Raw genomic sequence first — 4,843 nt, 5'->3', positions numbered from 1 at the left:
CTCCTTTTGCGTTTCGCGTTTCAACTTCCCGATTTTCCATCGGACCCGGGTTGATGGCAGGTGAATCTGCCCGGAAATAATCTGGTTCGCTCCCCAGACCCGGATCAGGAGCCCGAGAATCATGAAGAATGATTCACTGCCTGCAATACGATCGTTGATCGCAAGGATGCGGGTATAAACATCCTTTGTACGTTGTTCGATGCCCTCTGCCATCTCACGGTTGAGCTCTGATTCGCGGACCTCCAGTGCACGGATGATCTCATCCTGCCGCTTCTCCTCAATGGATGCGGCATTGGCAAGGAGTTCCGGGTATTTCTCCATGAATTGCGTGATCTCCGCCAGGGTTGCCAGTCTTCTGCCGTGGACTGGCTTTGTCCCCGCAAGGAGGAAACGGGTGCTGCCTGAGATGCCGTGAATATGTGCCATGATCGTTTTTATGCCCGGAATGTTTTTGGAGCTGAAACCGGAGTGTCAACTATCCGCCTGTCGGCCCCGGATTGTCTTCCGGAATCACGGCCTTCTGGCAGTTCACCATTCTTCCGGAATGGTCCGGGATCTTCCGAATATGTATGTGGAGATCGGTTTACACAAAAAGGTATCTGCGGTATTGCGGGCTTCTCCTGATATATCCGGGTGGTCCGGTGTGGAAATCCGCTGACACAGATGACCCTATAAAGGAAAAAAATCCAATAATACGCCCATGAGAAGAACCCTGTTGCCCCCTCTGCTGGTTCTCATCCTTTTCACGCTGGCGGTTGCAGCGGGCTGCGCAGAGAATCGGACCCTGCCGGTTCCGGCAACTCCCCCTCCAACACCGGTCAGCCCTATGATGCCCTCAGTCTCCAACGAAACTCTCGTTTCGTTTGTCGATCATGCAGTTGCCTATGCAAAGGAGCAGGGCGACCAACGGGCCCTGTCCGAGTTCAGCAACCGCAACGGGTCGTTTATGCAGGGGGAACTCTATATTTTCGCGTACGGGTACAATGGCACGACCCTCGCTCACCCGATCAACCCGGAAGCGATTGGCAAACCCCGTGAAGGAGCCAATGCAGTCTTTGTGAAGGAGATGGCAGAAACAGTCCGGAACGGGAGCGGGTTCTATCGTTACGTGTACATTAATCCGCGGGACAACAATATCCTTGAGTCAAAGCTGGGGTACGGCAGGCAGGTGGCTGACGACTGGTGGCTTGGCTCCGGGGTATATACGGGACCGGTGAATGGTACCGGGACAGCAACAGTAACATCACTGAAAACACTCTAGAGAATAGTAAAAAACCCTCATTAGGATCACGAAGGAAAATAGTGTCAAAAAAACTGGGTAAACGACGCAGGATCTCCGGATAATGGCATGCTGGAAAAATTCCCCGGGAAAAAATCCCGGTCTTCACCCTTTTTTTATACTCACCATCCCCACGGATGATTACAACAAATAGGGAGGGAGAGGAAAGTTATCACAATCCACTCTGTCGCCGCTCGGCCGGTTCGTCCTGTTCTCCTTCTGCCTTGCCATTGCAGGAGGAATCCTTGCCGGGGCGCATTATCTTGCCATCGACAAGCCGCACCAGGCTGCACTGCGGCCACCGACCAACGAGGACTTTGACCCGGGCTGCTATGCAGCGTGCATGCAGACATCCTACGCGTGCAGCAGCAACTGCACAGGGAGCCGGGGTGAATCGGATGATACCTGTTATTACACCTGACATTCAGCGGCCATGTGCACCATGGTGAAAGGCGATGCGGCCATAAAAGGTACTCCCGATTCACTCGAATGCGTGCAGAATAACTGCAGAACATCACCTCCGGGCAGGGATGGGATACACCCCTTTTTACCCTGCTGGACACTTATCCGTACCTGCGATCCTTCCCGGGCCGGGCGATCTTTTTATCCTTATCCTGCAATACTGCCCATGTGGTACGGCCCCGTGGTCACCCACAGGTATGCCGGCTCCTGCTTATGCTCGTGATTGCGCTCCTCACGATTCTCCTTGCGCTCGCGTTCACCTTTACCAACGGGTTCCAGGACGCAAGCTCGATCGCCGCTACCTTCATTGCCTCACGTTCTGCATCACCACGGGCCGGTATCATCCTTGTTGCAGGTATGTCTCTTCTCGGGGCGATCTTCGGGGGGAGTGCAGTTGCCTTCACCATGGTCGGGCTCATCAGCATCCAGCCCGGAGCCGGCGAACTGGTTGTCCTTTTCGTTGCACTTGTTACGGCAACGGCATGGAACATCATTACATGGAAGTTCGGGCTTCCCTCATCATCCACCCATTCGTTGATTGGGGGTCTTGTCGGGGGGAGCATCGCTGCTGCGGGCATATCGAGCATTGCCTGGGGGGTTACCGAACTTACCGCCCCGGAGCCGGAACTTGTCGGTTTCATGAAGATCCTTGTCTTCTTTGTCCTCTCGGCAATCATTGGATTTGCAGGAAGTTTTGCATTGCATAAAACAACGGATTATATTATGCGCAATACAGAGCGCCGTCAGAACCGGAAGATTGTCACACTCAACTGGTGTACTGCTGCCCTGATGGCATTCTTCAATGGGGCAAATGATCCCCAGAAGCAGATGGGTATGATCGCGATGGTCCTTGTTGCCGCGGGTTTTGCGGCAACTCCGGAGGTACCGCTCTGGACACGGTGTGCGTGCGCGGTCCTGATGGCGTTAGGGACAATCAGCGGCGGGTGGCGAATCATGAATACCCTTGGGCGCCGGATCTTCCGGATCGAACCGATCCACTCATTTGATTCCCAGTTTTTCTCGGCGGCTTCAATAGCCTTATCAACCATTGCCGGTGCTCCTGTCTCTTCGACACATGTGATTACCATGTCAGTCCTCGGTGTAGGAGCTGCAAAAAATCCAAGGAAGGTTCAGTGGCGGGTGGGCAGGGAGATCATTATCGCAATGGTGATTACGATTCCCGTGACCATGCTCATTTCTGGCATGTTGTTCCTTTTCATCTCTCCCTTTATCGGAGCGTGATAGTTGTGAAGAAACCAGAACCCGAAAGAAAAAGCACAACGAACCGGGGCCTCTTTAGCGCGCTCTTTCCGCGCGAACATGATTTTTATGCAATGCTTGATGAACAGGCAGACTGGACGGTAGTCGGCGTACGGGAGTTTGTTGACTGGCTGGGCGCCCTGCCGCTGAAAAGCCCTTCGGGACTTGAAGAGATCGAGGATGAGGTCGACCTGATGCGGCACGATATGGAGGACACACTCATCCGGTCGTTTTCAACGCCGTTTGACCGGCAGGACATCTACAGTATCTCCCGGCAGATGGATTATATCCTCAACTTCTCCAAGGAGACAGCAAAAGAGATGGTCGCATTCTCGGTAGCGCCGGATGAACACATCCGCAGCATGGCGCTCCAGCTGCTTGAAGGAACAGAATGTATCGGGCGCGGGATCAAGGCCCTCGATTCCGATAAAGATTCTGTTGAGAGCGAGATCCGAAAGGCCCGGAGGGCATACAATGCACTGGAAGAGCAGTATATCACGGGTATGGCAGTCCTCCTCCAAACAAACGACGCCATGTACGCTATCCGGACGCGGGAGATCTACCACCACCTGCGGGATGCGGGCAGGGCCATGCGGGACACGCTCGACATCCTGCACAACGCGGTCATCGACCTTGCATAACCACAGGGGGATTGATTATTTTTTGGCTTTCCGGATGATAGTCAGGTCACCGAGCGTCGGGGCCATGGAGCCCGGGCCTTTCTTCTCCACATCGGTGTCCGGAACATCGATGAGCCGGATCCCGAGGACCTTCTCGAGTTTTTTCCGTACCTGCTCTTCGGGAATAAGGTCGCGGTTCTCGATCTTCTGGATGAGGTGTTCCTTCTCCTTCATCTGCATGGCAAGGTCCTTCTGGGACAGTCCCTTTTCCATGCGGGCATTCCGGATGCGGACATTGTAGTCATCAACAATATCCCCCTCAATGAAATCGAACATGTCCCGCTTCCGGTACGCGGAAGGGGTCACGGCCGGGGACTTCACGTTACCCGCGGGTTTCGCACCGGCCGGCCGGACAATGTCTGTGCGCCTTGCCTGCTGGACCTCTGTACCGAACTTCCCGCATTTGGCACAGACCTGCAGCTCGGCGCCCTCGACCCGGACGAGTTTGGGCGGACCGCGAATCGTTTCACCGCACATTTCGCACTGCATATTCTCACAAGAAAGCTTGCTTTCAGACTTTAAATGCCCTCTGAATGGATCTGAAAAAGCAACCTGCCGTTTGCCTCCTCACAAACCCTTTATATGCAGTTTCCCAATATAACTAACTGAGGAACGAGATGTCCGACACCATCCACCAGTCCCCGGAGCCCCAGACTCCCGAGGAGCTGTACCGGTTGTACCGCACGCTGTCTGAACAACTCCGCGAGCAGCTTGCCCAGATCGAAGGCGACAAGCATGATCTCGAGGTGCAGATGATGGAGCGTGTCGGCAATCTCGAATCCCGCAACCTCGAGCTCCGCGAGCAGCTCCGGCAGGTCGAGGCGGACAAGCGGTATATCGAGACCCAGAAGATCCGGTACGAGCGGGAAGTGCGGAAACTCAAGAGCGAGAGCGAGCAGTTGAGAAGCCCGCCCCTGATCATCGGTACGGTCACCGATGTCGTGGATGCAAACCGGGTGATCGTCCGGAGCAGTGCGGGCCCGCGGTTCCTGGTGCGCAGCTCACCGTCTATCAGTGCAGATGACCTGAAGCCGGGTGTTCGCTGTACGCTGAACCAGCAGTCGCTTGCCATTGTTGAACTCCTGCCGAGTTCTTTTGACGCACAGGTGTACGGCATGGAACTGGTAGACTCCCCGCAGGAGAACTACATGGACATTGGCGG

Annotated in this window: 5 protein-coding genes and 1 pseudogene; 4 read left to right on the top strand and 2 right to left on the bottom strand. The window is 54.9% G+C overall.

Translation table 11 applies throughout. From position 1 onward, the window contains the following. The coding region (locus tag CW742_RS07310; RefSeq protein ID WP_292418512.1) for a hypothetical protein at positions 1-426 on the bottom strand (426 nt) is incomplete at its 3' end. 274 nt (positions 427-700) lie between these two features. Between CW742_RS07310 and CW742_RS07305 the strand changes: the two genes are divergently transcribed. The 3 genes from CW742_RS07305 to CW742_RS07295 all read left to right on the top strand — a co-directional run bounded on the left by CW742_RS07305 (position 701) and on the right by CW742_RS07295 (position 3,642). Next, positions 701-1,261, top strand: a complete 561-nt coding sequence (locus tag CW742_RS07305; RefSeq protein WP_292418509.1) for a cache domain-containing protein — start codon at positions 701-703, stop codon at positions 1,259-1,261. A 693-nt stretch (positions 1,262-1,954) separates the two neighbouring features. After that, positions 1,955-2,983: an inorganic phosphate transporter gene (locus CW742_RS07300; protein ID WP_292418507.1), complete on the top strand. Its 1,029-nt coding sequence runs from the start codon at positions 1,955-1,957 to the stop codon at positions 2,981-2,983. A 5-nt stretch (positions 2,984-2,988) separates the two neighbouring features. Then, positions 2,989-3,642, top strand: coding sequence for a DUF47 domain-containing protein (locus tag CW742_RS07295; RefSeq protein WP_292418504.1), 654 nt, complete (start codon positions 2,989-2,991; stop codon positions 3,640-3,642). 15 nt (positions 3,643-3,657) lie between these two features. On the opposite strand, the gene CW742_RS07290 is transcribed toward CW742_RS07295, so the two are convergent. Beyond that, entirely contained in the window at positions 3,658-4,170 is a 513-nt protein-coding gene (locus CW742_RS07290; RefSeq protein WP_292418501.1) for a multiprotein bridging factor aMBF1, read from the bottom strand. Between the two features lie 128 nt (positions 4,171-4,298). Here CW742_RS07290 and CW742_RS07285 point away from each other — a divergent pair. Beyond that, positions 4,299-4,843, top strand: a pseudogene (locus CW742_RS07285) (proteasome-activating nucleotidase); the annotation flags it as partial.

This window comes from Methanoregula sp., assembly GCF_002835825.1.
Lineage (GTDB): Archaea > Halobacteriota > Methanomicrobia > Methanomicrobiales > Methanospirillaceae > Methanoregula.
Note: the sequence above shows the minus strand (reverse complement) of the source record. Positions and strands in the feature narration are given on the sequence as shown.

Bases quoted from the DNA above. Each gene is read 5' to 3' on its own strand.
- CW742_RS07305 (WP_292418509.1), top strand. From the start codon at position 701: ATGAGAAGAACCCTGTTGCCCCCTCTGCTGGTTCTCATCCTTTTCACG.
- CW742_RS07300 (WP_292418507.1), top strand. From the start codon at position 1,955: ATGCTCGTGATTGCGCTCCTCACGATTCTCCTTGCGCTCGCGTTCACC.
- CW742_RS07290 (WP_292418501.1), bottom strand. From the start codon at position 4,170: ATGCAGTGCGAAATGTGCGGTGAAACGATTCGCGGTCCGCCCAAACTC.